The sequence below is a fragment of the Pseudomonas sp. P4_D7 genome, assembly GCF_056401755.1.
The window spans coordinates 283175-309780 of the sequence record NZ_JBFUIR010000001.1 but is presented as its reverse complement, the minus strand read 5'-3'; the positions used below and the strand labels follow the sequence as shown (position 1 = coordinate 309780).

Annotated in this window: 23 protein-coding genes; 16 read left to right on the top strand and 7 right to left on the bottom strand. The window is 61.4% G+C overall.

All coding sequences use genetic code 11. The features are described from left to right. Window positions 1-111: 111 nt before the first annotated feature. Entirely contained in the window at window positions 112-786 is a 675-nt protein-coding gene (gene rpiA / locus AC1DVF_RS01375) for a ribose-5-phosphate isomerase RpiA (protein ID WP_007913886.1), read from the bottom strand. 148 nt (window positions 787-934) lie between these two features. On the opposite strand from rpiA, the gene ilvA reads away from it, so the two are divergent. Continuing rightward, window positions 935-2449 carry a threonine ammonia-lyase, biosynthetic gene (gene ilvA, locus AC1DVF_RS01370; protein ID WP_041072159.1) on the top strand — a complete coding sequence of 505 codons (1515 nt, stop codon included), beginning with the start codon at window positions 935-937 and terminating at the stop codon, window positions 2447-2449. 40 nt (window positions 2450-2489) lie between these two features. Next, the gene (locus AC1DVF_RS01365; protein WP_477781904.1) at window positions 2490-2903 is read left to right on the top strand and encodes a DUF2269 family protein; all 414 of its coding nucleotides are present in this window, start codon (window positions 2490-2492) and stop codon (window positions 2901-2903) included. A 94-nt stretch (window positions 2904-2997) separates the two neighbouring features. Here AC1DVF_RS01365 and AC1DVF_RS01360 read toward each other — a convergent pair whose 3' ends face one another. Further along, entirely contained in the window at window positions 2998-3654 is a 657-nt protein-coding gene (locus tag AC1DVF_RS01360) for a histidinol-phosphatase (protein WP_093429795.1), read from the bottom strand. Between the two features lie 143 nt (window positions 3655-3797). Here AC1DVF_RS01360 and AC1DVF_RS01355 point away from each other — a divergent pair, with 143 nt between their 5' ends. Then, the gene (locus AC1DVF_RS01355) at window positions 3798-4277 is read left to right on the top strand and encodes an RNA pyrophosphohydrolase (protein WP_003229203.1); all 480 of its coding nucleotides are present in this window, start codon (window positions 3798-3800) and stop codon (window positions 4275-4277) included. A 22-nt stretch (window positions 4278-4299) separates the two neighbouring features. Beyond that, window positions 4300-6579: a phosphoenolpyruvate--protein phosphotransferase gene (ptsP, locus tag AC1DVF_RS01350; protein WP_093429796.1), complete on the top strand. Its 2280-nt coding sequence runs from the start codon at window positions 4300-4302 to the stop codon at window positions 6577-6579. Window positions 6580-6826: 247 nt separating this feature from the next. Here the strand turns inward: ptsP and AC1DVF_RS01345 are convergent, their stop codons facing one another. Continuing rightward, window positions 6827-7573, bottom strand: coding sequence for an NRDE family protein (locus AC1DVF_RS01345; RefSeq protein WP_186620069.1), 747 nt, complete (start codon window positions 7571-7573; stop codon window positions 6827-6829). Between the two features lie 132 nt (window positions 7574-7705). On the opposite strand from AC1DVF_RS01345, the gene AC1DVF_RS01340 reads away from it, so the two are divergent. The 3 genes from AC1DVF_RS01340 to AC1DVF_RS01330 all read left to right on the top strand — a co-directional run bounded on the left by AC1DVF_RS01340 (window position 7706) and on the right by AC1DVF_RS01330 (window position 10405). After that, the gene (locus AC1DVF_RS01340; protein ID WP_016983201.1) at window positions 7706-8488 is read left to right on the top strand and encodes a sulfite exporter TauE/SafE family protein; all 783 of its coding nucleotides are present in this window, start codon (window positions 7706-7708) and stop codon (window positions 8486-8488) included. A gap of 79 nt (window positions 8489-8567) precedes the next feature. Then, window positions 8568-9383, top strand: coding sequence for a prolipoprotein diacylglyceryl transferase (gene lgt / locus AC1DVF_RS01335; protein ID WP_016983202.1), 816 nt, complete (start codon window positions 8568-8570; stop codon window positions 9381-9383). Between the two features lie 50 nt (window positions 9384-9433). Beyond that, window positions 9434-10405, top strand: a complete 972-nt coding sequence (locus AC1DVF_RS01330) for a thymidylate synthase (RefSeq protein ID WP_007913001.1) — start codon at window positions 9434-9436, stop codon at window positions 10403-10405. Window positions 10406-10523: 118 nt separating this feature from the next. On the opposite strand, the gene cadR is transcribed toward AC1DVF_RS01330, so the two are convergent. Further along, window positions 10524-10973, bottom strand: coding sequence for a Cd(II)/Pb(II)-responsive transcriptional regulator (gene cadR, locus AC1DVF_RS01325; protein WP_016983204.1), 450 nt, complete (start codon window positions 10971-10973; stop codon window positions 10524-10526). 84 nt (window positions 10974-11057) lie between these two features. Between cadR and AC1DVF_RS01320 the strand changes: the two genes are divergently transcribed. From AC1DVF_RS01320 to AC1DVF_RS01290, 7 genes are all read left to right on the top strand, one after another. Next, window positions 11058-13367, top strand: a complete 2310-nt coding sequence (locus AC1DVF_RS01320; protein ID WP_477781903.1) for a heavy metal translocating P-type ATPase — start codon at window positions 11058-11060, stop codon at window positions 13365-13367. A 13-nt stretch (window positions 13368-13380) separates the two neighbouring features. Next, window positions 13381-14244, top strand: coding sequence for a LysR family transcriptional regulator (locus AC1DVF_RS01315; protein WP_093429801.1), 864 nt, complete (start codon window positions 13381-13383; stop codon window positions 14242-14244). Between the two features lie 221 nt (window positions 14245-14465). After that, the gene (locus AC1DVF_RS01310) at window positions 14466-15542 is read left to right on the top strand and encodes a putative 2-aminoethylphosphonate ABC transporter ATP-binding protein (RefSeq protein WP_093429802.1); all 1077 of its coding nucleotides are present in this window, start codon (window positions 14466-14468) and stop codon (window positions 15540-15542) included. Further along, the gene (locus tag AC1DVF_RS01305; RefSeq protein ID WP_477781902.1) at window positions 15542-17266 is read left to right on the top strand and encodes a putative 2-aminoethylphosphonate ABC transporter permease subunit; all 1725 of its coding nucleotides are present in this window, start codon (window positions 15542-15544) and stop codon (window positions 17264-17266) included. Before AC1DVF_RS01310 ends, AC1DVF_RS01305 begins: the two co-directional genes overlap by 1 nt. 36 nt (window positions 17267-17302) lie before the next feature. Continuing rightward, window positions 17303-18328 (top strand): putative 2-aminoethylphosphonate ABC transporter substrate-binding protein, encoded by a 1026-nt coding sequence (locus AC1DVF_RS01300; protein ID WP_034153698.1) that lies wholly within the window; start codon window positions 17303-17305, stop codon window positions 18326-18328. A gap of 126 nt (window positions 18329-18454) precedes the next feature. After that, on the top strand, window positions 18455-19588 hold the full coding sequence (locus AC1DVF_RS01295) for a TIGR03364 family FAD-dependent oxidoreductase (RefSeq protein WP_477781901.1): 1134 nt from the start codon (window positions 18455-18457) through the stop codon (window positions 19586-19588). Beyond that, window positions 19588-20148, top strand: a complete 561-nt coding sequence (locus tag AC1DVF_RS01290) for a phosphonate degradation HD-domain oxygenase (protein ID WP_477781900.1) — start codon at window positions 19588-19590, stop codon at window positions 20146-20148. Before AC1DVF_RS01295 ends, AC1DVF_RS01290 begins: the two co-directional genes overlap by 1 nt. 187 nt (window positions 20149-20335) lie before the next feature. On the opposite strand, the gene AC1DVF_RS01285 is transcribed toward AC1DVF_RS01290, so the two are convergent. Both AC1DVF_RS01285 and AC1DVF_RS01280 read right to left on the bottom strand, forming a co-directional pair. Next, on the bottom strand, window positions 20336-21721 hold the full coding sequence (locus tag AC1DVF_RS01285) for a GTPase/DUF3482 domain-containing protein (protein ID WP_257356556.1): 1386 nt from the start codon (window positions 21719-21721) through the stop codon (window positions 20336-20338). Further along, a complete protein-coding gene (locus AC1DVF_RS01280; protein WP_116254307.1) occupies window positions 21714-23093 on the bottom strand; it encodes a DUF2868 domain-containing protein in 1380 nt (459 codons plus the stop codon). The genes AC1DVF_RS01285 and AC1DVF_RS01280 overlap by 8 nt, the downstream gene beginning before the upstream one ends. Before the next feature lie 85 nt (window positions 23094-23178). Between AC1DVF_RS01280 and AC1DVF_RS01275 the strand changes: the two genes are divergently transcribed. Continuing rightward, entirely contained in the window at window positions 23179-23691 is a 513-nt protein-coding gene (locus AC1DVF_RS01275) for a dihydrofolate reductase (protein WP_093429975.1), read from the top strand. A gap of 108 nt (window positions 23692-23799) precedes the next feature. On the opposite strand, the gene AC1DVF_RS01270 is transcribed toward AC1DVF_RS01275, so the two are convergent. Further along, window positions 23800-25191, bottom strand: coding sequence for an L-cystine transporter (locus AC1DVF_RS01270; protein WP_095049438.1), 1392 nt, complete (start codon window positions 25189-25191; stop codon window positions 23800-23802). A gap of 242 nt (window positions 25192-25433) precedes the next feature. On the opposite strand from AC1DVF_RS01270, the gene AC1DVF_RS01265 reads away from it, so the two are divergent. Then, window positions 25434-26495: an HAD family hydrolase gene (locus AC1DVF_RS01265; RefSeq protein ID WP_477781899.1), complete on the top strand. Its 1062-nt coding sequence runs from the start codon at window positions 25434-25436 to the stop codon at window positions 26493-26495. The last annotated feature ends 111 nt before the right edge of the window (window positions 26496-26606 follow it).

Sequence of the window (26606 nt, the reverse complement as noted above, 5' to 3'; positions counted from 1 at the left end):
CGCGAAGGCGTCGTGTCAGCCAATGAAAATGTTGGCTGAACTGGCGCTTTCGCGAGCAGGCTCGCTCCCACAGGTTTATTCGTCTGCCCATTAATTGCGGGCAGTCTGGGATTACTCAGCCTTCAGGGTTTTCACGCCTTCGCTAGTACCCAGCAGCAACAGGTCCGCCGGACGCGCCGCGAACAAGCCGTTGGTGACCACACCGACAATCGCATTGATCTGCGCTTCCAGCTCCACCGGGTTGGTGATCTGCAGGTTGAACACATCCAGAATGATGTTGCCGTTATCGGTCAAAACGCCTTCGCGGTACACCGGGTCGCCGCCCAGTTTCACCAGTTGGCGTGCGACGTGGCTGCGGGCCATCGGGATCACTTCGACCGGCAGCGGAAACTCGCCCAGCACCGGCACCAGTTTGCTGGCGTCGGCGATGCAGATGAAGGTCTTGGCCACGGCTGCAACGATCTTCTCGCGGGTCAGCGCTGCGCCGCCGCCCTTGATCAGGTTCAGGTGCGCGTCGCTTTCATCGGCGCCGTCGACGTAGAACTCCAGGTCGCTGACGGTGTTCAGCTCATACACCGGAATCCCGTGACCCTTGAGGCGCGCGGCAGTGGCTTCGGAACTGGCCACCGCGCCATCGAAGGCGCCCTTGTGCTGGGCCAGGGCGTCGATGAAGCAGTTGGCGGTGGAGCCGGTGCCGACCCCGACGATGCTCTTGTCGTCGAGTTTCGGAAGGATGAAGTCGACGGCGGCCTGAGCCACTGCCTGTTTGAGTTGATCCTGGGTCATGCGGGCTCCGGAAGCGGGCAAGGTGAGAACGGAAAGGCCGGCATTATAGCCGCAAGCGAGGCTAAAACCTCTGGATTCGTGTGGTCGTCCGGGCAAAAGCCGGGTTAGACTCCTTGGCCCTGCCCAACCCGCTCAGTGATGCTTTCCGATGCTCGAACAGTACGTCAAAAAGATCCTCACCTCGCGCGTTTATGACGTTGCCGTAGAAACCCCTTTGCAGAACGCTCGCCAGCTCTCCGAGCGGCTGGGCAATGACATCTGGCTCAAGCGTGAAGACTTGCAGCCGGTGTTCTCGTTCAAGATTCGCGGCGCCTACAACAAACTCACCCAGCTGACTGACGAAGAGCGTGCCCGTGGCGTGGTCACTGCGTCGGCGGGCAACCATGCGCAAGGTCTGGCCCTGGCGGCGAAAGTGCTGGGCGTCAAAGCCACCATCGTCATGCCCAAGACCACCCCCGAGATCAAAGTCGAAGGCGTGCGCTCGCGTGGCGGCAAAGTAGTGCTGCACGGTGACTCGTTCCCGGAAGCGCTGGCTTATTCGCTGAAACTGGTCGATGAAAAAGGCTACGTCTACATTCACCCGTACGATGATCCGCACACCATTGCCGGGCAGGGCACTGTGGCGATGGAAATTCTGCGCCAGCACCCGCAGCCACTGGACGCGATTTTCGTTCCGGTCGGCGGCGGCGGCCTGATCGCCGGCATCGCTGCCTACGTGAAATACCTGCGTCCGGACATCAAAGTCATCGGCGTCGAGCCGGACGACTCCAACTGCCTGCAAGCGGCAATGGCCGCCGGTGAGCGCGTGGTGTTGCCGACCGTGGGCATCTTCGCCGACGGCGTGGCGGTGGCGCAGATTGGCCAGCACACCTTCGACATCTGCAAAGACTACGTCGATGAAGTGATCACCGTCAGTACCGACGAGATCTGCGCGGCGATCAAGGATATCTACGACGATACCCGCTCGATCACCGAACCTGCCGGCGCCTTGGGCGTGGCCGGGATCAAGAAATACGTCGAGTTGCGCGGCGTCAGCGGCCAGACATTCGTGGCCATCGATTCCGGCGCCAACGTCAACTTCGACCGCCTGCGCCACGTCGCCGAACGCGCCGAGCTGGGTGAAGGCCGCGAAGCGATAATCGCTGTGACCATCCCCGAGAAGGCCGGCAGCTTCAAGGCGTTCTGCGAAGCGATCGGCAAGCGCCAGATCACCGAATTCAACTACCGCTACAACACCGGCAGCGAAGCGCACATTTTCGTTGGCGTGCAGACCCATCCGGAAAACGATCCGCGCAGTGCATTGCTGGCGAGCCTGACCGAGCAGGGTTTCCCGGTACTCGACCTGACCGATAACGAACTGGCCAAGCTGCATATCCGCCACATGGTCGGCGGCCACGCGGCGCACGTGATTGATGAAGTGGTGTTCCGCTTCGAGTTCCCGGAGCGTCCGGGCGCGCTGTTCAATTTCCTCAACAAGCTCGGTGGGCGCTGGAACATCTCGATGTTCCACTACCGCAACCACGGCGCTGCCGATGGTCGCGTGGTCGCCGGTCTGCAAGTACCGCACGACGAACGTCATCTGGTGCCGGCGGCGCTTGAGGAAATCGGTTACCCGTACTGGGATGAAAGCGAAAACCCGGCCTATCAGCTGTTTCTTGGCTGAGCGGCTACGCTGATGGGCATGGCCCAAGGAAGAGAATTACATGGAAACCCTGACCACCCTGAAAGTCCTTCACGTCGCGGCGACCGTGGTCATACTCGCGAGCGGGCTGGGGCTTGCCGCCCTGACCTGGCGTAATCGCAGCGAAGGGCCGGCCAGCACGATGCAGCGTCCCTGGCTGTTTATCTGGTGTTTGATGCTGATCGGTATGCTGAGCATGCCTTTCACCGGCTGGTGGCTGGTGCACCTGATCGGCTGGCCATTGGGGCAGTTGTGGATTCTGGGGTCCAGCGTGATTTATGCCGTGGCCACGTTGAGTGCAGTGTGGTTGTTGGTGCGGCTTAATCGGCTGTGGACTAGCGGTGTTGGTAACTGGAAATTCAATCTGGCCCTGGCGATTGTCAGCGGTGTCGGGTTTCTTGCCATTGCCGGGTTGATGGGGGCCAAGCCTGTTTAAGGCTTGAGACCGTGTCGACCCCATTCGCGAGCAGGCTCACTCCTACATTGGAATGCGTTCCCCTGTAGGAGTGAGCCTGCTCGCGATAGCGATTTCAGTCGCGCAGAGTAATAACCGGCCAGCCACGCTTCTCGGCTTCAGCACGCAGATTCGGATCCGGATCCACCGCGACCGGATTCGCCACCTGCTCCAGCAGCGGCAAGTCATTCATCGAATCGCTATAAAAATAGCTGTCATCCAGCGAATACCCGGTTTCCTCCAGCCAACGGTTCAGGCGCGTGACCTTGCCTTCGCGAAAGCACGGAATGTCGGTGCTGCGCCCGCTGTAGCGGCCATCAACCATCTCGCATTCGGTGGCAATCAGGGTTTCAACGCCCAGACGCACAGCAATCGGCGCGGTGACGAAGCGGTTGGTCGCGGTGATGATCACCAGTTTGTCGCCGGCGTCCCGGTGTTTTTTCAGCAGTTCCAGCGCCTTCGGCAATACGATCGGCTCAATGCAGTCGCGCATGTAATCGCTGTGCCATTGCTCAAGCACGGCCATTTCGGTGCGGCCGAGGATCTCCAGGCAGAAGTTCAGGTACGCGGCGTTATCCAGTTTGCCGGCCAGGTAATCCTGATAAAACTCGTCGTTGCGCGCCTTGTACGCAATCGGGTCGAGGAAGCCGCGTTCACATAGATAGTCGCCCCAGGCGTGATCGCTGTCGCCGCCCAGAAGGGTGTTGTCCAAATCGAATAGAGCCAGGCGCATTGCAGTTACCCGCTGAAAAGTCAGTAAAAAGGCGACAAGAATACGGTCTTTTCACAAGAGTGCACATAAGGTAGGAAGCCTCGTTGCCGCCTTATCAACCTTTGTGGAACAATGCGGCGACATGCGTTTGCGAGGTTGTTGCCGTGATCGACCCCGATGGTTTCCGCCCCAATGTCGGGATCATTCTGACGAATGACGCCGGCCAGGTGCTATGGGCTCGCCGTATCAATCAAGATGCCTGGCAGTTTCCGCAAGGGGGAATCAACCCTGAAGAGACGCCGGAAGACGCCTTGTACCGCGAGCTGAACGAAGAAGTTGGCCTGGAACGTGAAGATGTTGAAATACTGGCCTGTACCCGGGGCTGGTTGCGCTATCGTTTGCCGCAACGTCTGGTGCGTACGCACAGCCAACCGCTGTGCATCGGCCAGAAACAGAAATGGTTTCTCCTGCGCCTGATCTCCAACGAGCAGCGGGTGCGGATGGATTTGACCGGTAAACCGGAGTTCGATGGCTGGCGCTGGGTCAGCTATTGGTATCCGTTGGGCCAGGTGGTGACATTCAAGCGCGAGGTGTATCGCCGCGCCCTCAAAGAGCTTGCCCCGCGCCTTTTAGCGCGCGACTGACGACGGAGTTCGACCCCGAGCCATGCTCAATACGCTGCGCAAGATCGTCCAGGAAGTTAACTCCGCCAAGGATCTCAAGGCGGCGTTGGGGATTATTGTGTTGCGCGTCAAAGAGGCCATGGGCAGCCAGGTCTGCTCGGTCTACCTGCTTGATCCCGAGACCAACCGCTTCGTCCTGATGGCCACCGAGGGCTTGAACAAGCGCTCGATCGGCAAGGTCAGCATGGCACCCAACGAAGGTCTGGTCGGTCTGGTCGGCACGCGTGAAGAACCCCTGAACCTCGAAAACGCTGCGGATCACCCGCGCTACCGCTACTTCGCCGAAACCGGTGAAGAGCGTTACGCCTCGTTCCTCGGTGCACCGATCATTCACCACCGCCGCGTCGTCGGCGTGTTGGTCATCCAGCAAAAAGAACGCCGCCAGTTCGACGAGGGTGAAGAAGCCTTCCTCGTGACCATGAGCGCCCAGCTTGCAGGCGTTATCGCCCATGCCGAGGCCACCGGTTCGATCCGTGGTCTGGGCCGTCAGGGCAAGGGTATTCAAGAAGCCAAGTTCGTCGGCGTGCCGGGCTCGCCGGGTGCGGCGGTCGGTACCGCGGTGGTCATGCTGCCGCCGGCCGATCTCGACGTGGTGCCCGACAAGACCATCACCGACATCGACGCTGAACTGGCGCTGTTCAAGACCGCCATCGAAGGCGTGCGCGCCGACATGCGCGCGTTGTCCGCCAAACTCGCGACCCAACTGCGTCCGGAAGAACGCGCACTGTTCGACGTCTACCTGATGATGCTCGACGATGCCTCGCTGGGCAGCGAAATCACCACCGTGATCAAGACTGGCCAGTGGGCCCAGGGCGCGCTGCGTCAGGTGGTCACGGAACACGTCAACCGTTTCGAATTGATGGACGACGCCTACCTGCGTGAGCGTGCCTCGGACGTCAAAGACCTTGGTCGCCGTCTGCTCGCCTACTTGCAGGAAGAGCGCCAGCAGAACCTGGTCTACCCGGAAAAAACCATTCTGGTCAGCGAAGAACTGACGCCGGCGATGCTCGGCGAGGTGCCGGAAGGCACGCTGGTCGGTCTGGTCTCGGTACTCGGCTCGGGTAACTCGCACGTCGCGATCCTCGCCCGAGCGATGGGCATTCCGACGGTGATGGGTCTGGTCGACCTGCCGTACGCCAAGGTCGACGGCATCGAAATGATCGTCGACGGCACACGCGGTGAGGTTTACACCAACCCGAGCGAAGTGCTGCGCAAGCAGTTCGCCGAAGTCGTCGAAGAAGAGAAACAACTGGCGCTGGGCCTCGACACCCTGCGTGACCTGCCGTGCGTGACCCTCGATGGCCACCGCATGCCGCTGTGGGTCAACACCGGCCTGCTGGCCGATGTGGCGCGGGCGCAGAAGCGTGGCGCCGAAGGTGTCGGCCTGTACCGCACCGAAGTGCCGTTCATGATCAACCAGCGCTTCCCGAGCGAGAAGGAACAACTGGCGATCTACCGCGAGCAGCTCGCCGCGTTCCACCCGCAACCGGTGACCATGCGCAGCCTCGACATCGGCGGTGACAAGTCGCTGTCGTACTTCCCGATCAAGGAAGACAACCCGTTCCTCGGCTGGCGCGGCATTCGCGTCACCCTCGACCACCCGGAAATCTTCCTGGTGCAGACCCGCGCGATGCTCAAGGCCAGCGAAGGCCTGAACAACCTGCGGATTCTGCTGCCGATGATCTCCGGCACCCACGAACTCGAAGAAGCCCTGCACCTGATCCACCGGGCCTGGGGCGAAGTGCGCGACGAAGGCACCGACGTGCCGATGCCGCCGATCGGCGTGATGATCGAGATCCCGGCAGCGGTGTACCAGACCAAGGAGCTGGCGCGGATGGTCGACTTCCTGTCCGTCGGTTCCAACGACTTGACCCAGTATTTGCTGGCGGTCGACCGTAACAACCCGCGTGTGGCCGATCTCTACGACTACCTGCATCCGGCGGTGCTGCAAGCCCTGCAGACCGTGGTGCGCGATGCCCATGCCGAAGGCAAACCGGTGAGTATCTGCGGCGAAATGGCCGGTGATCCGGCGGCGGCAGTGCTGTTGATGGCGATGGGCTTCGACAGCCTGTCGATGAACGCCACCAACTTGCCGAAAGTGAAGTGGATGCTGCGTCAGGTCAATCTGAGCAAGGCTCAGGAATTGCTGGCGGAGCTGATGACTATCGACAACCCGCAAGTTATCCACAGCTCGCTGCAATTGGCGCTGAAGAACCTTGGGTTGTCGAAGATGCATCCGCCGGCGGTGGTCAAGGCCCTCTGAATCAAAAGCCCCTCATCGGAACGCCGCCCGCCTAACCCTCTCCCAGAGGGAGAGGGGACTGATCCGGGGATGCTGCGGACTTACGCCGACCTGAAAGGGCTGTGCTGAATCCATAATCGAAGCGCCCCGACCTGATAGTGCTGTGCCGAATCCATAATCGACTCGGTCTTTCAGGTCGGTGTATGGCGCAAGACACCTCGATCGGCCCCCTCTCCCTCCGGGAGAGGGCTGGGGTGAGGGTCAGCTCTTAGACACAAACCTCAACTTCCCCAAGATGCCCGCCATACGGCCCAAAACTCCGCTCCACCATCCGCCGAGTCCCGTCCGCCTGAACGATCAACGCCGTACTCGCCCGCGTCCCATAACTCTGACTGGCAATAAACACACTCGACAACAAAGTCTCAGTCGCCAACCCCACCCCTGTATCCGGCAGCTCAGCCGACGGCGCAACCTGCGCATCACTCAACAACCCCAACAACCGCGCAGGCGTCGGATCATCCAGCACTGCACCTAACGCTGCCTTGGCCTTGAGCAACTTCGGCCACGGCGTATCCAGCCCGGCATTGGATAATCCGTAAACCCCCAATCCCAGCATTACTGGCTCCGACATCCGCGCATTGAAGTGCCACAGCTCATGACTATTACCGAGCAGCAGATTAAACCCGGCATATTCCGCCGCACGCCCGACCACTTCGCTCAAATAATCATCAATCGACGCATCGCCGGTCAGAAACCGCGCCACCAACTCACCCCGCGACTTACGCGCAGGCGCCTGCTGCGGATCGCGGATATTGGTCAGCGCGGCAAAGCGCCCGTTGGCGCCAATCCCCAGCCAACTCCCGCCGGCCTCAAGATCACGTCCGGCATGAACATGCGGCGCCTCTGGCCATGGCGCCAGTGGCAGGCTTGGCCGGGCGTAGAACTCGTCACGGTTGGCCGCGACGATCAGCGGCTGGGCATGGCCCGGGCGCCAGGCGAAAACAATCAGGCACATAAGGTGGTCCTTGTGTGTTTTTTGCTCACTCTACGCATCCGGCGTCCGTGCATCCATCGCCAGTGGAGCCAAAGGGTGTGCATCCGTTACCATGCCGCTCCGGTTTTGCGGATGCGGTCTGGGGAGACGGTCATGGAATTTCTGCTCTATCTGGCGCTGGGCGCCTGTGCGGGCGTGCTGGCCGGGCTGTTCGGGGTTGGCGGCGGGATCATCATCGTGCCGGTGCTGGTGTTCAGTTTCACCTTGCAGGGCTTCGATCAGTCGATCCTCACGCATCTGGCGGTCGGCACTTCGCTGGCGACGATCATCTTCACCTCGGTCAACGCCGTGCGTGAGCATCACCGTCGAGGCGCAGTGCGCTGGCCGATCTTCATGTGGATGGCCGTCGGCATTCTGTTGGGGGCCGGTTTTGGCGCGCTGACCGCTGAAGCGATTTCTGGCCCGCACCTGCAAAAGATCATCGGCGTTTTCGCCTTGATCATCTCGGTGCAACTGGCGCTGGACATCAAACCCAAGGCCAGCCGAACGGTGCCGGGTAAACTCGGTCTGACCGTGGCCGGCAGTGTGATCGGTTGGGCCTCGGCGATTTTTGGCGTGGGCGGCGGTTCGCTGACCGTGCCGTTCCTGACCTGGCGCAGCGTGCCGATGCAGCAAGCCGTGGCAACCTCATCGGCCTGCGGTCTGCCGATCGCCCTGGTCAGTGCATTAAGTTTCATGATTCTGGGGTGGCACGATCCGTTGTTGCCACCGCATAGTCTCGGTTTTGTTTATTTACCGGCGCTGCTGGGCATCGCCCTGACCAGCATGGTTTTCGCCCGCATCGGCGCGCGTTTGGCACATCGGTTGTCGCCGCGCTTGCTGAAACGGCTGTTCGCCGCTTTGCTGTTCAGCGTGGGTCTGAGCTTCTTGCTTTAACCACTTCGCAATCCTGGCTTAATCCTGTGGTGGCAGCGTCGCCCGGGAATTTTGGTTTCAACTCTAACGAGGAGTCGCAATGCTGCCTTACCCGCAGATCGACCCGGTGGCCCTGGCCATCGGTCCGCTGAAAATCCACTGGTACGGTCTCATGTACCTCGTCGGCATCGGCGGTGCGTGGCTGCTGGCGTCGCGCCGGCTCAACCGTTTCGACCCGACCTGGACCAAGGAGAAACTCTCCGACATGGTCTTCTGGATGTCGATGGGCGTGATCGTCGGCGGACGTCTGGGTTACGTGCTGTTCTACGATCTGAGTGCCTACCTGGCCAACCCGACGCTGATTTTCGAAGTGTGGAAGGGCGGCATGTCGTTCCACGGCGGTTTCATCGGCGTGATGCTCGCGGCCCTGTGGTTCGGCAAGCGTAACGGCAAGTCGTTCTTCCAGTTGATGGACTTCGTCGCACCAATGGTGCCGATCGGCCTGGGCGCCGGGCGTATCGGCAACTTCATCAACGCCGAGTTGTGGGGTAAGGCGACCGACGTGCCGTGGGCCATGGTCTTCCCGCCATTCAGCGATCCGGCGCAACTGCCGCGTCACCCGTCGCAGCTGTATCAGTTCGCGCTCGAGGGCGTGGCGCTGTTCCTGATCCTGTGGATTTTCTCGCGCAAGCCGCGTCCGACCATGGCCGTCTCGGGCATGTTCGCGCTGTTCTACGGCATCTTCCGGTTCATCGTCGAGTTCGTCCGCGTGCCGGATGCGCAGCTCGGCTACTTGGCCTGGAACTGGCTGACCATGGGCCAAGTACTCTGCGTGCCGATGATCGTCGGCGGGCTGTTCCTGATCTGGCTGGCCTATCGTCGCGCACCGGCAGCACCGCTCGCGCCGACGGCTTAAACTACGAACCCCGGCGCGCGACGCCGGGGCTCAAAGGACACAGGTAACTCATGAAGCAATATCTCGAACTGGTCTCGCACGTCATTCAGAACGGCACCAAACAAGCCAACCGCACCGGTATCAACACCATCAGCTTCCCGGGTGCGATGCTGCGTTTCGATCTTCAGGAAGGTTTTCCGGCGATCACCACGCGCAAAATGGCCTTCAAATCGGCCATCGGCGAGATGTGCGGGTTTCTCCGTGGCGTGAACAACGCCGCTGAATTCCGGGCGCTGGGCTGCAAGGTCTGGGACCAGAACGCCAACGAAAACGCGCAGTGGCTGGCCAACCCGTTCCGTCAGGGCGACGACGACCTCGGCGAAATCTACGGCGTGCAATGGCGCAAATGGCCGGCGTACAAGCAGATCCCGCTGAGCAACACCGCCGCCATCGAACAAACCCTGGCCAACGGCTACAAGCAGATCGCTCAAGGCGAAGAAGACGGCCAGGCCTACGTGGTGCTGTACAAAGCCATCGACCAGGTGCGTCAGTGCGTCGACACGATCATCAACGATCCGGGCAGCCGCCGCATTCTGTTCCACGGCTGGAACGTCGCCCAGCTCGATGAAATGGCCCTGCCGCCGTGCCACCTGCTGTACCAGTTCCACCCGAATGTCGAGACCAAAGAGATTTCTCTGACCCTCTACATCCGCTCCAACGATCTGGGTCTGGGCACGCCGTTCAACCTCACCGAAGGCGCCGCGCTGCTGAGCCTGATCGGTCGCCTGACTGGCTACACGCCGCGCTGGTTCACCTATTTCATCGGTGATGCGCACGTCTACGAGAACCACCTGGACATGCTCAACGAACAGCTCAAGCGCGAGCCGTTCGCCATGCCGAAGCTGAAGATCTCGGATCGTGTGCCGGAGTTTGCCAAGACCGGTGTTTATCAGCCAGAGTGGCTGGAGCTGGTCGAGCCGAGCGATTTCTCGCTGGAAGGCTACGAACACCACGCGCCAATGACCGCGCCAATGGCGGTCTAGTCAGCAGGATCGTTCCCACGCTCTGCGTGGGAATGAATCCCGTGACGCTCCGCGTCACTTTGGACGCGGAGCGTCCATGGCGGCATTCCCACGCGGAGCATGGGAACGAGCGCCAACGTCAGTGGCCGTGGCTGCGGCCTACGTGGGAATGCTCAACCTCCGTCGCGACAACCCCGCCACTGACTTCCAGGCGCTGCAAAATTCCGCATTGATCGGCCATCGGCCCTTCGCCACAACGTTGGCGCAGGTCGAGCAGTTGTGTCTGCAACGCCAACAAGCCATCAATCCGCGCCTTCACATGTTGGATGTGCTCGTCGATCAGCGTATTCACGCTTTCACACTGATCCTGCGGGCTATCACGCATGGCCAGCAGGCTGCGGATTTCTTCGAGGGTCATGTCGAGGGTGCGGCAGTTGCGGATGAAGGTCAGGCGTTCGGCGTGGGCCTGGGTGTAGACGCGGTAGTTGCCGTCGCTGCGCGCTGGTTCCGGCAGGAGGTTTTCGCGCTCGTAGTAGCGGATGGTTTCCACGGCGCAGTCGGTGAGTTTGGCCAGTTCTCCAATCTTCATGACGACAATCTCCAAAAGGGTGCTTGACCCTATAGTGGCTACAGGGTCTTTACTTGGCAACAGGCACCTTCATGGACGCGACCAATGAGCGATTCCCAGCACACCCACAAGCCCGGCGACGGACACGATCACAGTCATAAATTGCAGCCTGTGCATAAACATTCACAGGGTGGCGATGCTTGCTGCGGATCGAAAGTCGCTGCGCCGGCATCGGTTCATGCGCACGAAGATTCCTGCTGCTCGTCGAAAGCCGCCGCGCCTGCGCTGGTGCAACTGAGCGAAAAGACCAGCGCTGACGCGCGGCTGAGCAGTTTCCGCATCGAGGCGATGGACTGCCCGACCGAGCAGACGCTGATCCAGAACAAGCTCGGCAAACTCGCCGGCGTGCAGCAACTGGAATTCAACCTGATCAACCGCGTACTCGGCGTGACCCATAACCTGCCGGGCACTGAGCCGATCACCGAAGCGATCAAATCCCTCGGCATGCACGCCGAGCCCCTGGAGGCGGGCGTCGAAGCACCGGCCCCGGCGCCATTGAAAAAGCACTGGTGGCCCTTGGCGCTGTCCGGTGTCGGCGCCCTCGCTGCCGAAGTCATCCACTTCACCAACGCCGCGCCCACCTGGGTGGTGGCGATCATCGCGCTGGTGTCGATCCTCAGCGGTGGCTTGAGCACCTATAAAAAGGGCTGGATCGCCCTGAAGAACCGCAACCTCAACATCAACGCGCTAATGAGCATCGCCGTCACCGGTGCCATCCTCATCGGCCAGTGGCCGGAAGCGGCGATGGTGATGTTCCTGTTCACCGTCGCCGAGTTGATCGAAGCGCGCTCGCTGGACCGTGCGCGCAACGCGATCAGTGGTCTGATGCAGATGACGCCGGAGCAAGCCACGGTGTTGCAGGCTGACGGTTCGTGGATTGAGCAGAACGTGAAAAGTGTCGAGCTCGGCGCCCGCGTGCGAGTGAAACCCGGCGAGCGCATCGCGCTGGACGGTGAAGTGGTCAGCGGCAGTTCGACCATCGATCAGGCGCCGATCACCGGTGAGAGCCTGCCGGTGGAGAAAACTGTCGGCGACAAAGTTTTCGCCGGCACCATCAACCAGGCCGGTTCACTGGAATACGCGGTGACCGCAGCGGCGAACAACTCGACTCTTGCGCGGATCATCCACGCCGTCGAGCAGGCCCAAGGCGCGCGTGCGCCGACCCAGCGCTTCGTCGATCAGTTCTCGAAAATCTACACGCCCGTGGTGTTCGTATTTGCCTTGGCCGTGGCGATCATTCCGCCGCTGTTCATGGGCGCTGTGTGGTTTGACTGGATCTACCGTGCGCTGGTGTTGCTGGTGGTCGCGTGCCCATGTGCATTGGTGATTTCGACCCCGGTGACCATTGTCAGCGGCCTTGCGGCAGCTGCGCGCAAAGGCATTCTGGTCAAGGGCGGCGTGTACCTGGAGGGCGGCTTCAAACTGGATTATCTGGCGCTGGATAAAACCGGGACGATCACCCACGGCAAACCGGTGCAGACCGATTACCTGTCGCTCGATCCAACCGCCGATACCACCGCACCGGCAATTGCCGCTGCCTTGGCCGGTCGCTCCGATCACCCGGTGTCGCTGGCCATCGCCAACGCTGCTGTGGATAAAAACTTCGCCGCGCTGATTGTGGATAACTTCGAAGCGCTGGGCGGGCGGGGCGTCAAAGGCGACATCAACGGCCAGACCTACCACTTGGGCAACCATCGTCTGGTCGAAGAACTCGGCCTGTGCTCGCCGGCGCTGGAAGAAAAACTCTTCGCGCTGGAGAAACAGGGCAAATCCGTGGTGTTGCTGCTCGACAGCTCCGGCCCGTTGGCACTGTTCGCTGTGGCCGACACCGTCAAGGAAACCAGCCGCGAAGCGATCCGCCAATTGCATGAACTCGGGGTGAAAACCCTGATGCTCACCGGCGACAACGTCCACACCGCCCAAGCGATTGCCGCACAGGTCGGGATCGACGAAGCGCGTGGCGACTTGCTGCCGACCGACAAGCTGCAAGCCATCGAAGAGCTTTATGCACAGGGCCGCCGAGTCGGCATGGTCGGCGACGGCATCAACGACGCGCCGGCACTGGCCCGCGCCGAGATTGGTTTTGCCATGGCCGCGGCCGGTACCGACACCGCGATTGAAACCGCCGATGTCGCCCTGATGGACGACGATCTGCGCAAGATTCCGGCATTCATCAGCCTGTCGCGCAATACCGCAAGCATCCTGAAACAGAACATTGCGTTGGCACTGGTGATCAAGGCTATCTTTCTTGGGGTAACCTTCGCCGGGCTCGCCACCATGTGGATGGCGGTGTTCGCCGACATGGGCGTGAGCCTGTTGGTGGTGTTCAACGGTTTGCGCCTGCTGCGCAAATAGATGAGGAAAGGTTGTGCTGAGTGCCGAGCTGAAAGCGTTTTACATGGTCGCCCGCCTGGGCAGCATCACGCTGGCGGCGAAAAAACTCGGCCTCAGCCAACCGACCGTGACCACGCAGATCCGCAATCTGGAAAGCCAGTATTCGGTGGAGCTGTTCTACCGTGGCGGCCGGCGTCTGAGCGTCAGCGACGAAGGTGCGCGGTTGCTGCCGATGGTCAAGACGCTGTTGCAGCAGGAGGCCGACATCGAGTTCTTCCTGCGCAACAGCGGTCAGGTGCAGGGTACTTTGCGCATTGCCGCGACGGCGCCGTATTACATCCTCGATCTGGTGAAGACCTTCCGCGAGCGCTTGCCGCAGGTGGAAGTGTCGGTGGAAATCGGTAACTCGCAGCAAGTGCTCGAAGCGCTGGAGGATTACCGAGTGGACGTCGCCGCTTCGTCACAGTTGCTCGACGATGCGCGATTGATTCGCCGGGTGCTCGGCACTGATCCACTGGTGTTGGCGGTGCATCGCAACCATCCGCTGGCGGCCCATGATCATGTGACATTGAGCGCACTGGCCGGGCATACCTTGTTGATGCGCGAAACCGGGTCAACGACGCGGCGGCTGACTGAAGAGTTGCTGGCCAGCGCCGGGGTGAGTTTCGGTCCGTTGCTGGAGATTGGCAGCCGTGAGTCGATCCGTGAGGCGGTACTGCGCAATATCGGCATCAGCATCATTGCCCGTCAGGAAGTGCCGCATGATCCGCAGTTGCGCGTGTTGACGATCGAAAATGCGCCGCAGATTCCGGAGTATCTGTATTGCCTGAAAGAGCGCAAAGGCGCGCGGTTGCCGGCGGCGTTCCTCGGGTTGGCGCAGGAAATGTCCCCCGCGTAATGATCGTTCCCACGCTCCGCGTGGGAATGCAGCCCGGGACGCTCTGCGTCCCAACAGCCGAACGCGGAGCGTCCGATGAGGCATTCCCACGCAGAGCGTGGGAACGATCTCTGGTGAACCAAAATCCCCGAATACCACTATCACCAGTTTTTGCCTCACTGCCACATGACGGACGCATTACAACTCTAGGATTGGCCCCATCTGCTTGATGAGGTCTGTCCATGAATCCTGCCATCGCAACTGCCCTGACCAACCCCGGTGCGCCGATGAAAGTGCGCGGCGTACAGAAACGCTTCGGCGCGTTCACTGCGCTGGATAACGTCTCCCTCGACGTCGCCGCCGGTGAGCTGGTGTGCCTGCTCGGCCCGTCGGGCTGCGGCAAGACCACGTTGCTGCGCTGCATCGCCGGTCTGGAGAAGCAGGACAGTGGCGAGCTGTACCTCGGCGACCGCGACGTTTCGCACCTTGCCCCACAAGCCCGCGACTACGGGATTCTGTTCCAGTCCTACGCGCTGTTCCCCAATCTGACCGTCGAAGCGAACATTGCCTACGGCCTCGCTGGCAGCGGTCGTGATGAAGTACGCCGTCGCGTCGGGCAGATGCTCGAACTGGTCGGCCTCACTGGCAGCGAGAAAAAATTCCCCGGCCAATTGTCCGGCGGCCAGCAACAGCGCGTTGCTCTTGCTCGGGCCTTGGCACCAGCACCATCGCTGTTGTTGCTCGATGAACCGATGTCCGCCCTCGACGCCCGCGTCCGCGAGCATCTGTGCACCGAACTGCGCCAGCTGCAACGCAACCTCGGCATCACCACGCTGATGGTCACGCACAATCAGGACGAAGCCATGCTGATGGCCGACCGCATCGCCGTGATGAACAACGGCCGCGTCGAGCAGTACGCCACCCCGCAGGAAATCTACAACCGCCCGGCCACACCGTTCGTGGCCGAGTTCGTTGGTCAGGGCAACTGGCTGCCGTTCCAGCGCAGCAGCGACACTCACGCGCAGGTTGGCGGAATGAACCTGCGCCTCAGCGACGGCAGCATCCAGCGCGCCTCGGGCCGGTTGTTCTGCCGCCCGGAAGCGATCAACGTCAATCCGCCGGTGCACGAAGAAAACCTGTTCCCGGCCAAAGTCCGCGAGATCACCTTCCTCGGCAACCGCTGCCGCATGAGCTTCGAACTCGATCAGTTGCCGGGCCACGCACTGCTCGCCGAACTCGCGCCGGAAGCCATGCCGCGCCTCGGCGCCCAGCAAATCATGGTCGCCTTGCCGCCGCGCAGCCTGCAGGTGTTTGCCTGATGAACAGCAACCTCGCGCTGCCGCTACCGCACAAGCAGGTGCGACAGTCCTCGAAAGCCGAGATTGGCGACCGCGTTTTTGTCGTCGGCGGCAAGCTTCTCTTGCTGCTGTTGCTTGGCGTCGCGGTGTTGCTGCCGTTGCTGGCGATCTTCTGGCGCGGCTTCAGCAGTGAAGCCGGGCAGGGCGGTGGCTGGCTCGCGGCGAAGGAGCTGGTGAGCAGCGAGAATTTCCACTGGCTGCTCGGCAACAGCCTGAAAGTTTCCCTCAGCGTCGCGGCCATCGTCGTACCGCTGGCCTACCTGTTTGCCTACGCGCTGCAACGCACAATGATTCCGGTGAAGGGCATCTGGCGCGGCATTTCGTTGCTGCCGCTGATGGCACCGTCGATGTTACCGGGGATTGCGTTGGTCTATCTGTTCGGCAACCAGGGCATGTTGCGCGGCCTGCTCTCGGACAACATCTACGGGTTCTGGGGGATTGTGCTGGGTGAGGTGATTTACACCTTCCCGCATGCATTGATGATTTTGCTCTCGGCGCTGTCGCTGGCCGATGCGCGTCTGTTTGATGCTGCGTCGAGCATGGGCGCCAGTCCCGCCAAGGCTTTCCGCAGCATCACCTGGCCGGCCACTCGCCAAGCGGTGTTCGCCGCATTCTGTCTGGTGTTCACCCTGACCATCACCGATTTCGGCGTGCCGGTGGTGGTCGGTGGCGACTATCAAGTGCTGGCGCTGGAAGCCTACAAAGCCGTGGTCGGCCAACAGCAATTCGGTCGCGGCGCGTTGATCGGCATGGTGCTGTTGCTGCCGGCGCTGTTCAGCTTCGGCGTCGATGCGTGGTTGCGTCGGCGACACGGCGATTCCATGAGCGGGCGTGCGCAGGTGTTCAAACCGGCACCGTCGAAACTGCGCGATGGCTGCTATCTGGCGATTGTTGTGCTGATCAGCGCCGCGTTGATTCTGGTGTTCGGCATGGCGGTGTTTTCCTCGCTGGTGAAGTTCTGGCCATACAACCTGTCGCTGTCGCTCAACCACTATCAGTTCAACGAAACCGCCGGCGGGGGCTGGCTGGCCTACAGCAACAGTCTGAAGATGGCGTTGGGCACGGCGTTGATCGGCAGCGTGCTGATTTTCACCGGCGCTTACCTCATGGAGAAAACCCGCAGCCAACGCGGCCTCAATCTGGCCCTGCGCATGCTCAGTTTTGTGCCGATGGCGGTGCCGGGGCTGGTGCTCGGTCTGGGTTACGTCTTCTTCTTCAACCTCACGGGTAACCCGCTGCATGTGCTCTACGGGACGATGACGCTGCTGATCGTCTGCACGATTGCGCACTACCTGACCACCGCACAAATGACCGCGACCACCGCGCTGCGCCAACTCGACGCCGAGTTCGAAGCCGCCGCGCTGTCGCTCAAAGCGCCGCTGTACCGCCACTACCTGCGTGTCACTGTGCCGATCTGCCTGCCGGCGCTGCTCGACATCGTGCGCTACCTGTTCGTCTCGGCGATGACCACGGTTTCTGCTGCGATCTTCCTCTACAGCCCCGACACCATCCTTGCGGCGGTCGCGGTGCTGAATATGGATGACGCCGGCAACGTCGGCGGTGCGGCGGCGATGTCGACCCTGATTCTGTTCACCTCGGCGGGCGTGTCCTTGCTGCTGGCGTGGGCTTCGCGCGGCTTGCTGCGCCGTTCTCAAGCCTGGCGGCAAACCGCGCCCGGTCACTGATTCCAACCCCGTTCAACTCATTACAGGAAAACGATCATGTTCAAGCCTATGGCCCTGGCCGCTGCTGTGCTCGCTACTTTCAGCCTGAATGCCTTCGCGGCAAAAACCGAGTTGACGGTGTACACCGCCCTCGAGGCCGAGCAATTGAAGTCCTACAAAGAAGCCTTCGAAAAGGCCAACCCGGACGTCGAGATCAAGTGGGTGCGTGATTCCACCGGGATCATCACCGCCAAGCTGCTCGCCGAGAAGGCCCGTCCGCAGGCTGATGCGGTGTGGGGCCTCGCGGCTTCCAGTCTGGCGATCCTCGATCAGCAAGGCATGTTGCAGAGCTACGCGCCAAAGGACCTCGGCAAGATCGGCGCGAACTACCGCGACGCCGCGAACCCGCCAGCGTGGGTCGGCATGGACGTCTGGGCCGCGACCATTTGCTTCAACACCGTCGAGGCCGAGAAGCAGGGCCTGAGCAAGCCCGTGAGCTGGCAGGACCTGACCAAACCTGAGTACAAGGGCAAGATCGTCATGCCCAACCCGGCGTCGTCCGGCACCGGTTTCCTCGACGTCAGCGCCTGGCTGCAAACCTTCGGCGAGAAGCAGGGCTGGGCCTATATGGACGGTCTGCACCAGAACATCGGCCAGTACGTTCACTCCGGTTCCAAGCCTTGCAAACTGGCAGCGGCGGGCGAATTCCCGATTGGTATTTCCTTTGAATACCCGGCAGTACAGCTCAAGCGTCAGGGCGCGCCGCTGGACATCATTCTGCCGAAGGAAGGTCTGGGTTGGGAGATCGAAGCGACGGCGGTGATCAAAGGTACGCCGCATGAAGAGGCAGCCAAGAAACTGGCTGACTTCTCAGCGAGTGCTGAGGCGATGGATCTGTACAAGGAGAACTTCGCTGTCCTCGCGCAGCCAGGGATCGCCAAGCCGCAGACCGAATTGCCGGCGGATTATGAGCAACGCCTGATCAAGAACGACTTTGCCTGGGCCTCGAAGAATCGCGACGAGATCCTCACCGAGTGGCGCAAGCGTTATGACGGCAAGTCCGAGAAAGTCGCCGCCAAGTAACCGTTGCCGATCGTTCCCACGCTCCGCGTGGGAATGAATCCCGTGACGCTCCGCGTCACTATGGACGCAGAGCGTCCTTGGCTGCATTCCCACGCAGAGCGTGGGAACGATCATTGAGGTAGCTTCATGACACAACAACAAGACTTGCTGATCGTCGGCGCCGGCATCCTTGGCCTGTCCCACGCCTACGCCGCCGCCAAACGCGGCCTCAAGGTCGCCGTTTTCGAACGCACCGCCACCCCCCTCGGCGCTTCGGTGCGCAACTTCGGTCAGGCCTTGGTCACCGGCCAACCGCCGGGCCCAATGCTCGAACTGGCCAAGGCCAGCCGCGAAATATGGGGCGACTGGGCGCAGCTCGCCGGTTTGCAAATCAAGCGCAACGGTTCCTATCTGTTCGCCCGCACTGAAGCCGAAGAACATCTGCTCGAAGCCTTCTGCAACGGTCGCGCCGTGGAACACGGTTACAACATCCAGTTGCTGCGCGGCGCTGCCTTGCGCGATCTGTATCACGGTCAGTTCAGCCACCACCGCGCCGCGTTGCACGGTATGGACGATCAACAGCTGTATTCGCGCGAAGCGATTCCGGCACTGATCGATTATCTGCGCCGCGACCTTGGTGTGGCGTTTCATTTCTCCACGCTGGTGCGCGACGTCGAACCGGGGCGTCTGCACAGCACCGTCGGCAGCTTTACGGCGAAGCAGATTATCGTCTGCTCCGGCCACGACTATCAGACCCTGCTGGCCGAGCCGATCGCCGCACTCGACCCGCAAATCTGCCGCCTGCAAATGCTCCGCGCCAAACCGCAGACCGAACTGAATCTGCAACACGCCTTGCTCACCGGCCTCAGTTGCGTGCATTACGGCGCCTTCGCCGATCTGCCGGAAGCGGCGGCGGTGCAGGCGCAAATCCTCCGTGAGCAACCGCACCTGCACGACAACGGCATCCACCTGCTGATCAGCCCGACGCCTTACGGCGAACTGATCATCGGCGACTCGCACCATTACGGCAGCGACCCTTCACCGTTCAACGCCGAGCAGGTGGATGACTGGATGCTCGAACTGGCCGAGCAGACGCTGGGCTGCAAGGTGCAAGTGGTCGAGCGCTGGCAGGGCGTCTATGGTTCCCGGGGGCCGGGGCCGTTCTCGTTCCTGCGCCCGGCAGCGGGGCTAAGTGTGGCGCTGATGCACACCGGCGTCGGCATGAGCGTCGGCCCGGCGTTGGCTGAGCGCAATATCGCGCAGTTGCTGGAGGAAGATTGATGACAGGTCACGAGCAAGTCGTCGCCCGGGTGTTCGGCTTGTATGAGCGCTTTGGCACTAGCGATTACATCGGCGAGCCGGTGTCGCAGATCGAGCACATGTCCCAGGCCGCTGAGTTGGCGATGGCCGAAGGCTTCGATGACGAAGTGGTGCTGGCGGCGTTCTTCCATGACATCGGCCACCTGTGTGCCGAGGGCGCGGAGAACATGGGCGGCTTTGGCGTGGTCAGTCATGAACGGCTGGGTGCGGACTATTTGCGTGAGGCCGGGTTCAGCGAGCGCATGGCGCGGCTGGTGGAATATCACGTGCAGGCCAAGCGGTATTTGACGTTGCGTGAGCCGGGGTATTTTGATCGGCTGAGTGAGGCGAGCCGTAGGACGTTGGAGTATCAGGGAGGGGTGATGACGGAGGCTGAGGCTGATGAGTTTGCGCGGGATCCGTTGTGTGCGGTCAGTCTGCGGATGCGCCAGTGGGATGAGTTGGCCAAGGAGATGGCGGTGCCGGTGATCGATTTGGCGGTTCTCAAGCGCAAGGCTGAGGTTTTGTTGTCGGCCGAGTGATTGTCACCCTCATCGGATCGCCGCCCGCCCAGCCCTCGCCCGGAGGGAGAGGGCGCCTACGGAGTTGTTCTCAGGTGATACATCGACCTGAAATATCCAGCCGAACTCAGGTTTTGAAAAGGCTGGAGATCTGCTCCCTTCCCCCTCTACCCCTTGGGGGAGAGGGCTGGGGTGAGGGGGTAGCGATCTAAAGCTCAAGCACCCGATCAACCAACGCCTCAATCTGCTCCTGCCGTTCCGCTTGATTCAATTTCGCCTGCGGATTGAGCGACGACCACTGCGGATGCGCCCGCGCCTTGCTCAATGCCTCCGGCAACTTGCCCTCGCGCCAGGTCTTGTCCTGCGGTGTCGCCACCTGAACCGCATCCATCGCCGCATGCCCACGCTGATCCAGCGCCAACACCAACTGCCGCTGACGCAACGCCAGCAGCCGCAACACCCCGTCATCCACCGTCAGCTCACGCTGCCCTTTGATCTTGCCCAGCAAGCGACTGCCATAACTACGCGCCGTCTGCAGCGCACCACCGGCAATCGCCCCAGCCAACGCCGCAGCGCCGAGGGTAATCCCGCCAACCAGCAAATCCACACCAGCCCCCGCCGCCGCACCGGCAGCAATGCCGCCACCCACGCGCACGCCGAGTTGCTTTAAGGTCTCAGGGTTGAACAAATCATCGCCCCAACGTCCATCCAGCAGCGGCAAATCACTCGCCGCCGCATCTTGCGGGCGGAACGCATACAGCTTGAGCAACGCCTCAACACACTTCTGCTCACGCTGACGCACAGCCTTGCGCAGCTCGCTGATCGCTTGCTGTTCCTGCTCCGCTTCGCTGACCACACTGCGTCGGCAAGCCGCACAGTCGATCAACAATTCAGCAATCAATCGCGCCGCACTTTGCTGACGCGCGAGGCGCTGAGCCTGTTGATCGGCAATCAACCGCTCCAATTGTGGCCGAGCATTCTCCAGCAACAACGCGAGACTTTCATACAGCCGCCGCTCGCCATCTTCTGGCGGCGCCACGCTGTCGAAACGCACCAGCGCATGCAGCCCAAGCCGCGCCAGCGCTTCACGCCAATCTGGCTCGCGATGGTTGGCGCTGCTGACAAAATTCAGTACCGGCAGCAGCGGTTTGCCGCAACTGGCGAGCACTTCCAGTTCGTCGCGGTACTTGGCCAGCACCGGTTCGCGGGCATCAATCACATACAAACCGGCGTCGGAAGCGAGTAATTGCCGCAGTACTTTAGCTTCCTGCTCAAAGCGCTGGCGCGCCTCGCTGCCGTCGAGAAATCGCGCCAGCCGTGCCGGGCCATCGAGGCGTTCGCCGGGGCGTTCCAGACGTTCGAGAAAGTCGAGCAGGGCGATGGCGTCTTCCAGTCCCGGCGTGTCGTAGAGGTCGAGCAATGGCTCGCCATCCACCGACAACCGCGCACCCTCGACATGCCGCGTGGTACTCGGGCGATGGGAGACTTCGCCGAAGCCGACATCGCGGGTCAGCGTGCGCAGCAGCGAGGTTTTGCCGACGTTGGTGTGGCCGACCACCGCGAGTTTCAGCGGCGCTTTCCAGGTATCAGTCATGGCCAGTCTCCAGCCAGTTCAACGGTGCGCAATCGGCAAACTGCAGATCCAGCTGTTGCAGCGCGATGTGCCAGTCGCCGAGGCGCTCGGCATCCAGTGCTTCGCCCGGTGGCGCTTGCAGCAGCCACACGCGAGTCTCGCCCGCGCTACGCGCCAGTTCAGCGATCAAGGCGAGGCTGCCGCGATCCGGCGAGCGCCGTGGGTCGCAGGCAATCGCCAGACGTGCCGGCGGGAAGCGGCTGAGTTGTTCGAGGAGTTTATGGCGCGATTCGCGACTGTCGAGGATGCCGGCGTTGCTGACGTTTTTCGGCAGTGCGGGTGGCCATGGGCGTTGTTCATCGAGTTCGATGGCGACCAATAAGGCACCTTCGCTGGCGAGTCCGCCGACGCTGCTTTCGACGCGGTGCAGTTGCGCAGGCTCCGGATCGTTGACGCCGAGGCGTTCGCTGGTTGGCATCAGACGTTCGCGCAGTTGCGCGTAGCCGGGCAGGTTCAGCTCCAGACGCAAGCGATCCCGACCACGCTTCCAGCGCCAACGGCAGAACAGCATCAGCAGCAGACGGGGTAGCACGCCATAGATCAGCACCGCGCCGACCAGCCATATCGCCCACATCTGGCGAACCAGGACGCGGTTGTAATCGGTGTCCAGCGTCACGCGAATCATGTCCACGCTCGGCGCACTCCAGCCCAGCGCATGGGGAATGACCGTCAACGCATCTGTCAGTGCCGCGAAGAAGTCGGCGCCCAGCAGCGTGCTTTCCCAGATGAAGTCATATTGCCGAGTGGCCATCATCAATATCAGCATGCTTAGCGCGCTGAACATGATCAGCAGCCACAGGCCATTGACCAGCGTGCCAATCGCCCAGCGATTGAGTTTGTGGCGTTGCAGCAAGACCAGTAATGCGGGGGGTAATTGCGCGGCCTTGGCGTCCCGGGCAAATTTTTCGCTGAGCCACAGCCACAGGCGGCCGAGCGCTGCTCCGTGTTCGCCAGCGAAAAGCAGGCCCAGCGCCCAGCTCAGCAGGAGGATCAGATTGACCCCGAGCAAGGTGCCCAGCGCCCAGAAAATATTGACCGCTCGTGTGCCGTCGCCGAGCGCAGAAAATGCCATGCCTGCGCCAGTGACGCAGGCCAGTAGCGCCATCAGCACCAGCGCCAGACGCGCGCCTTGCAGCCAGTGTTTGAGGGCAGCCGTCAGCCCGTCACGCTCGGCCAGCCATAAAGCCCGGCGCTGAATGCGGCTCGGCAGATCGCCGCCGGCCGTGCGCGCCAGTCGGTTGGCTTCCAGATCTTCCAAGGGGCCTGCGTGTTCTTCGCGCAGGCGCACGGTCTCGGTCAGCCAGAGGTTTTGCAGTGGAGTCAGTTCAGTCACGCGGCGTCCCGTCGCTTAAATGAGCGCTGAGCATAACCGCTGTGGCGCTTATCGGGGTAAGCACGGCTCTGGTATCCTCGCCGGCATGACTAAATCACTCCCTCTCAGCCTGATCGCAGCCCTCGGTGAAAACCGCGTGATCGGCGTCGACAACAGCATGCCCTGGCACCTGCCGGGGGACTTCAAATACTTCAAGGCCACCACCTTGGGCAAGCCGATCATCATGGGTCGCAAGACCTGGGATTCGCTCGGCCGGCCATTGCCGGGGCGCTTGAACATCGTGGTCAGCCGTCAGGCCAGTCTGGTGCTCGAAGGTGCGGAAGTTTATCCGTCGCTGGAAGCTGCCGTGGTTCGCGCCGAGGAATGGGCGAAGGAGCAGGGCGTCGATGAGCTGATGCTGATTGGCGGCGCGCAGTTGTACGCGCAAGGGCTGGCGCAGGCGGATCGTCTGTATCTGACTCGCGTGGCGTTGAGCCCTGAAGGGGATGCGTGGTTTCCAGAGTTTGATTTGGAGCAGTGGAAACTGGTCTCGAATGTGCCGAATCCGGCTGAGGGCGACAAACCTGCGTACAGCTTTGAGGTTTGGGAGAAAGCCTAAGAGCTTCGTCGGAACGCCGCCCGGAGCAAGCTCGCTCCCACAGGGGAAACGCATTCCTATGTGGGAGCGAGCCTGCTCGCGAAGAGGCCAGATCAGGCAAAGATGAGCTTAAGCCTGAGCCAGCTCCGCATGCTCATCCGCATCCAGCAATTCTTTATCAGTCTGCTGCATCACCTGACTGGTAATCGCCCCAGCGGTAATCGAGCCACTCACGTTCAACGCCGTGCGGCCCATGTCGATCAGCGGCTCAACCGAAATCAGCAACGCCACCAGTGACACCGGCAAGCCCATCGCCGGCAGCACGATCAGCGCCGCGAACGTCGCGCCGCCACCCACACCGGCAACACCCGCCGAACTCAAGGTCACAATCGCCACCAGCGTCGCAATCCACAGCGGATCCAGCGGGTTGATACCAACTGTCGGCGCAACCATCACCGCCAACATCGCCGGGTACAAACCGGCGCAACCGTTCTGGCCAATCGTCGCGCCGAACGATGCAGCAAAACTCGCCACCGACTGCGGAATCCCCAGACGCCGGGTCTGCGCTTCAATGCTCAGCGGAATGCTCGCCGCGCTGGAGCGGCTGGTGAACGCGAACGTCAGCACCGGCCAGATCTTGCGGAAGAAACGCAGCGGGTTGATCCCGGCCGCCGATACCAGCAAACCGTGCACGACAAACATCAGGCCCAGACCGAGGTACGAGACTACGACGAAACTGCCGAGTTTGATGATGTCTTGCAGGTTGGAACCGGCGACCACTTTGGTCATCAGCGCCAGCACGCCGTACGGGGTCAGTTTCATCACCAGACGCACCAGACGCATCACCCAGGCTTGCAGGGTGTCGATGGCGTTGATCACTTTCTGACCTTTCTCGACGTCATCCTTGAGCAGTTGCAGCGCTGCGACCCCGAGGAACGCGGCGAAAATCACCACGCTGATGATCGAGGTTGGCTTGGCCCGCGCCAGGTCGGCAAACGGGTTTTGCGGGATGAACGACAGCAGCAGTTGCGGCACATTCAGGTCGGCGACCTTGCCGGCGTAGTCGGTCTGAATGGTTTGCAGACGGGCCATTTCCTGGGTGCCGGCGACCAGACCTTCAGCGGTGAGGCCGAACAGGTTGGTCAGACCGATGCCGATCAGCGCCGCGATCGCAGTGGTGAACAGCAGGGTGCCGATGGTCAGGAAGCTGATCTTGCCCAGCGACGAAGCATTGTGCAGGCGTGCCACGGCGCTGAGGATCGAGGCGAACACCAACGGGATGACGATCATTTGCAGCAACTGCACGTAGCCGTTGCCGACCAGATCGAACCAGCCGATCGACGCTTTCAGCACCGGGTTGCCGGCACCGTAAACGGTGTGCAGGGCCACGCCGAACGCAACACCCAGCACCAGCGCGAGCAGGACTTTTTTCGCCAGGCTCCACGTGGTGTGGCGGGTTTGTGCCAGACCGAAGAGCAGGGCGAGGAACACCAGCAGGTTGAGAATCAACGGTAGATTCATGAGATCTCCAGGAAAGACTGTGCCAACAGCCTTCCGGGGCTGCTGCGAACCGGCAAGCCTAACAGCTTGATTTGCAATGATTTAATACCGAAATCTTAGGGCGTCCGTCGTTTTTGGAATAAGCCCGTGTCGCTCTCGGCAATGCATCTGGCGCAAACAGGGACGAGGGCGGTCGCTGACAGACGAGGACTGTCACACATATTTGTTAGCGTCGATCTCTTTGAATCAGGGAGAAGAGGCTTATGAAGTTCGCACCGAAATTTCTGGCTGTCGCACTGGCTGTGGGCATGGGCCTGGCCACTCAGGCGTTCGCCACCGACCTGAAACACTGGCCGGCCGATCAGGCCAAGGCGCTGGACGCGATGATCGCCGCCAACGCCAACAAGGGTAACTACGCGGTGTTCGACATGGACAACACCAGTTACCGCTACGACCTCGAAGAATCCTTGTTGCCGTTCATGGAAAACAAGGGCCTGATCACCCGCGACAAGCTTGATCCTTCCCTGAAACTGATGCCGTTCAAGGACACCGCCGACCACAAGGAAAGCCTGTTCAGTTACTACTACCGCCTCTGCGAAGTCGACGACATGGTCTGCTACCCGTGGGTGGCGCAGGTGTTCTCCGGTTTCACCCTCAAGGAACTCAAAGGCTACGTCGATGAGCTGATGGCTTCGGGCAAGCCGGTGCCAGCGACTTACTACGAAGGCGATGTGGTCAAGAAACTCGACGTCAATCCGCCGAAGATCTTCACCGGCCAGCAAGAGCTGTACAACAAGCTGATGGAGAACGGCATTGAGGTCTACGTGATGACCGCCGCCTCTGAAGAGCTGGTGCGCATGGTCGCGGCGGATCCGAAGTACGGCTACAACGTCAAACCGCAAAACGTCATCGGCGTGACCACCCTGCTGAAGAACCGCGAGACCAACGAACTGACCACGGCACGCAAGCAGATTACCGCCGGCAAATATGACGAGAAGGCCAACCTCGGCCTCGAACTGACCCCGTATCTGTGGACCCCGGCAACGTGGATGGCCGGCAAGCACGCGGYGATCCTCACTTACATCGACGAGTGGAAGAAACCGGTACTGGTTGGCGGCGATACCCCGACCAGCGACGGTTACATGCTGTTCCACGATGTCGATGTGGCCAAGGGCGGGATTCACTTGTGGGTCAACCGCAAGGACAAGTACATGACGCAGTTGAACGGCATGATGGCCAAGCACGCGGCGGCGCAGGCCAAGGAAGGTTTGCCGGTGACAGCGGACAAGAACTGGGTGATCGTCAAACCGGAGGAGATTCAGTAAGCCACACCGATCCAATGTGGGAGCGAGCCTGCTCGCGAAAGCGTAGTGTCAGTCACCTTCTTCGTTTCTGACATACCGCATTCGCGAGCAGGCTCGCACACAGTTTGATCT

Excerpts from the sequence above, each read along its gene's own strand:
- AC1DVF_RS01295 (WP_477781901.1), top strand. The coding sequence starts at position 18,455 with ATGACACAACAACAAGACTTGCTGATCGTCGGCGCCGGCATCCTTGGC.
- rpiA (WP_007913886.1), bottom strand. The coding sequence starts at position 786 with ATGACCCAGGATCAACTCAAACAGGCAGTGGCTCAGGCCGCCGTCGAC.
- AC1DVF_RS01290 (WP_477781900.1), top strand. The coding sequence starts at position 19,588 with ATGACAGGTCACGAGCAAGTCGTCGCCCGGGTGTTCGGCTTGTATGAG.
- AC1DVF_RS01345 (WP_186620069.1), bottom strand. The coding sequence starts at position 7,573 with ATGTGCCTGATTGTTTTCGCCTGGCGCCCGGGCCATGCCCAGCCGCTG.
- AC1DVF_RS01330 (WP_007913001.1), top strand. The coding sequence starts at position 9,434 with ATGAAGCAATATCTCGAACTGGTCTCGCACGTCATTCAGAACGGCACC.
- AC1DVF_RS01310 (WP_093429802.1), top strand. The coding sequence starts at position 14,466 with ATGAATCCTGCCATCGCAACTGCCCTGACCAACCCCGGTGCGCCGATG.
- AC1DVF_RS01285 (WP_257356556.1), bottom strand. The coding sequence starts at position 21,721 with ATGACTGATACCTGGAAAGCGCCGCTGAAACTCGCGGTGGTCGGCCAC.
- AC1DVF_RS01275 (WP_093429975.1), top strand. The coding sequence starts at position 23,179 with ATGACTAAATCACTCCCTCTCAGCCTGATCGCAGCCCTCGGTGAAAAC.
- AC1DVF_RS01365 (WP_477781904.1), top strand. The coding sequence starts at position 2,490 with ATGGAAACCCTGACCACCCTGAAAGTCCTTCACGTCGCGGCGACCGTG.
- ptsP (WP_093429796.1), top strand. The coding sequence starts at position 4,300 with ATGCTCAATACGCTGCGCAAGATCGTCCAGGAAGTTAACTCCGCCAAG.
- AC1DVF_RS01300 (WP_034153698.1), top strand. The coding sequence starts at position 17,303 with ATGTTCAAGCCTATGGCCCTGGCCGCTGCTGTGCTCGCTACTTTCAGC.
- AC1DVF_RS01360 (WP_093429795.1), bottom strand. The coding sequence starts at position 3,654 with ATGCGCCTGGCTCTATTCGATTTGGACAACACCCTTCTGGGCGGCGAC.
- AC1DVF_RS01340 (WP_016983201.1), top strand. The coding sequence starts at position 7,706 with ATGGAATTTCTGCTCTATCTGGCGCTGGGCGCCTGTGCGGGCGTGCTG.
- ilvA (WP_041072159.1), top strand. The coding sequence starts at position 935 with ATGCTCGAACAGTACGTCAAAAAGATCCTCACCTCGCGCGTTTATGAC.
- AC1DVF_RS01320 (WP_477781903.1), top strand. The coding sequence starts at position 11,058 with ATGAGCGATTCCCAGCACACCCACAAGCCCGGCGACGGACACGATCAC.
- cadR (WP_016983204.1), bottom strand. The coding sequence starts at position 10,973 with ATGAAGATTGGAGAACTGGCCAAACTCACCGACTGCGCCGTGGAAACC.
- AC1DVF_RS01305 (WP_477781902.1), top strand. The coding sequence starts at position 15,542 with ATGAACAGCAACCTCGCGCTGCCGCTACCGCACAAGCAGGTGCGACAG.
- lgt (WP_016983202.1), top strand. The coding sequence starts at position 8,568 with ATGCTGCCTTACCCGCAGATCGACCCGGTGGCCCTGGCCATCGGTCCG.
- AC1DVF_RS01270 (WP_095049438.1), bottom strand. The coding sequence starts at position 25,191 with ATGAATCTACCGTTGATTCTCAACCTGCTGGTGTTCCTCGCCCTGCTC.